This window comes from Rhizobacter sp. P2_H3, assembly GCF_056403355.1.
Map to the genome: position 1 here is coordinate 1 of NZ_JBFUFQ010000440.1, position 2,125 is coordinate 2,125.

Annotated in this window: 3 protein-coding genes and 1 pseudogene; 3 read left to right on the forward strand and 1 reads right to left on the reverse strand. The window is 59.4% G+C overall.

Annotated elements, in window-relative coordinates; genetic code table 11:
• Positions 1-280: hypothetical protein (locus tag AC1D1T_RS32075; RefSeq protein ID WP_477993400.1), on the forward strand; the 280-nt coding region annotated here is incomplete at its 5' end.
• A gap of 274 nt (positions 281-554) precedes the next feature.
• Positions 555-1,091, forward strand: coding sequence for a hypothetical protein (locus AC1D1T_RS32080; RefSeq protein WP_477844699.1), 537 nt, complete (start codon positions 555-557; stop codon positions 1,089-1,091).
• Between the two features lie 118 nt (positions 1,092-1,209).
• Here AC1D1T_RS32080 and AC1D1T_RS32085 read toward each other — a convergent pair whose 3' ends face one another.
• A complete protein-coding gene (locus AC1D1T_RS32085) occupies positions 1,210-1,698 on the reverse strand; it encodes a hypothetical protein (RefSeq protein WP_477844701.1) in 489 nt (162 codons plus the stop codon).
• A 71-nt stretch (positions 1,699-1,769) separates the two neighbouring features.
• Here AC1D1T_RS32085 and AC1D1T_RS32090 point away from each other — a divergent pair.
• Positions 1,770-2,125: pseudogene (locus AC1D1T_RS32090) on the forward strand (hypothetical protein); the annotation flags it as partial.

The following is a 2,125-nucleotide window of genomic DNA, read 5'->3' on the forward strand; positions in this document are numbered from 1 at the left end:
CTACAGTGACCATGGGCGTCCGAATTACCTTCAGAAGCGACGAGTTTATGTGATTGGCGAGGAATATTACCAATGGCAAAGTTATTCCAATCTAGAAGGAAATCTTCCTGGGGGCGCGACTTACACCAAGTACGACATCCACCCATTGCTCGAAAGCGAACTGGACGATGGCGGTGATTTCGAGGAGCGTGGGGAGGAGAGAATAATAATTTCATCAAACGGAGATGTTTTCTATACTGCCAATAAATTTGTGGATATCACTCAGTTTTCTCTCACATAATGACTTTCCCAATTCAATCGGATCGCAACCGCGATGAATCGCACGTTCTAGCGGCGCGCAAGCGATGTCGATCTGGTGGGTCGCTGTGGGCAGCGGCAGACGTGTGTTCACTTGAGACTCCGACCTTCGTGCAACGCACCGCCGCAGCGGCGAGTGGCAGTTGGTTGCCAAGCCTTTAAATGAGAGGACAGGGGAGCAGGTGCACGAGGCCCTCTGCTGCGTTCAACAGGCAATTGCGAGCAGCGATCAATGAAATTTGGAGGAGGATGTCGTCATGCCGAAGCTGCCACCGCGAGTCGGCGCCGTCGATGCAGATAATTTCTTGGGGGTCGTTCCTCACAAGGAGGTTGACTTCAACTTTATCGGCTACCTACTAGCCTGTCACCTYGTTATCGAGCATTACCTCGACGAATTCTTGTTGAGCCGCGCGCCGGATTTAGCATGGGATAAGCCCCGCCTGACCTTCGCTCAGAAGGCTGACCTCTTTCCGCATGCGATGTTTCCGAACGGTGACGAAGTGGTTGCCGGCATTCGACACATCAACGCCCTGCGAAATAAACTCGCCCACAACCTGGAAACGAAAGCGGAAGAATTCGACTACCTCCCCTTTACGCGACTCTTGGAGAAGATTAGCTGGGAGATGGTTCCGACGACGCCGATGGAACTTCTGGAGGCCTTTGTCGACGCGCTGAGCGCCCTGTTCCTTGGGTGGCTTGCAAGTGATACCTATCACACCCGCTGGCGCCAAGAAAGGCAGGGAGCAGAAAAAAACGTTGAACCGAAGAAGCGCCATCCGACAAGCCCTCGTTGACGAACAGTCGTCAATAGGGACACGCTCCGCAGGCGCAGCGCACCGCCGCTTTGCGGCAACAAGCAGGCGCGCGACGATCGCGCGTGACAGGCCGCAACCTCTACGCAGGTGACTTTCCTTAAAAGTCGTACCAGTGCTCCGTGACCACTGTCACGTCGATCGTCTTCACCTCGCCCGTATTGACTTCCGTCACCGTGCACCGCTGGACCCCGCTGAGGGTGTTGGCCTTGCCCACGACCGACGGCGCAGCGGCATTGCGCCGGAACTGTGTCGTCGGCAAGTTGGGTGACATCGCGGTCGCGGCCGACCCCGACAATGTCGCCCAGGCATAGGTGAAGACCCCCGCCCCGCCCTGGACCGTCAGCGTCACAGGGCTGGTGGTCACTGGCACGGATGCACCCCGAGTCGCCGTGAAGCCCGAGCCCCACACGGTCGCCGTCGAGGCCGTCAACACGAACGAACCGCTGAAGACCTTCCGCGCGACGCCACCCGCATCGAACCGCCAGATCTCGCGCGCCTTGCGCGGCGTGCCACCTGGGTCGTAACGCCACACCTCGCGAGCCTTGCGCGCCACACCCCCCGCGTCATATCGCCACATCTCTGCCATGTGCGCGGCTCCCGTCAGTAGACGAACACGATGTCGCCCGGCGCGCCGCCCGACGGCTGGCGGCGGGCATCGTGCCAGCCGAGCTGCAAGAGCAAGCCAAGCGTCCAGTCGCCTCGGCGGCCTTGCTCGGACCGGTGATTCGAGCGTGGCTGAACTCCGGTGAACCGTCGCAGAGTGACCAGGACACTCTCGGTCCCATGATCAATGGTCTGGCGCCACTCAAGTTGATCGATCTCAACTATCAGTGGGCCGAGCGATGGGTGCGCCACATGAAGTTGGAGAGCAACCTGTCGCCGGGCAGCATACGAAAGCGCGTGCAAGCTGTTGCTCGCGCGATCGACTGGCACCTCCGCAAGTCGCCCGCCGCAATGGTCGGCAATCCACTGCGCCTGTTGCCTCGCGGGTACTCCAGCTACAACGCGAAGGA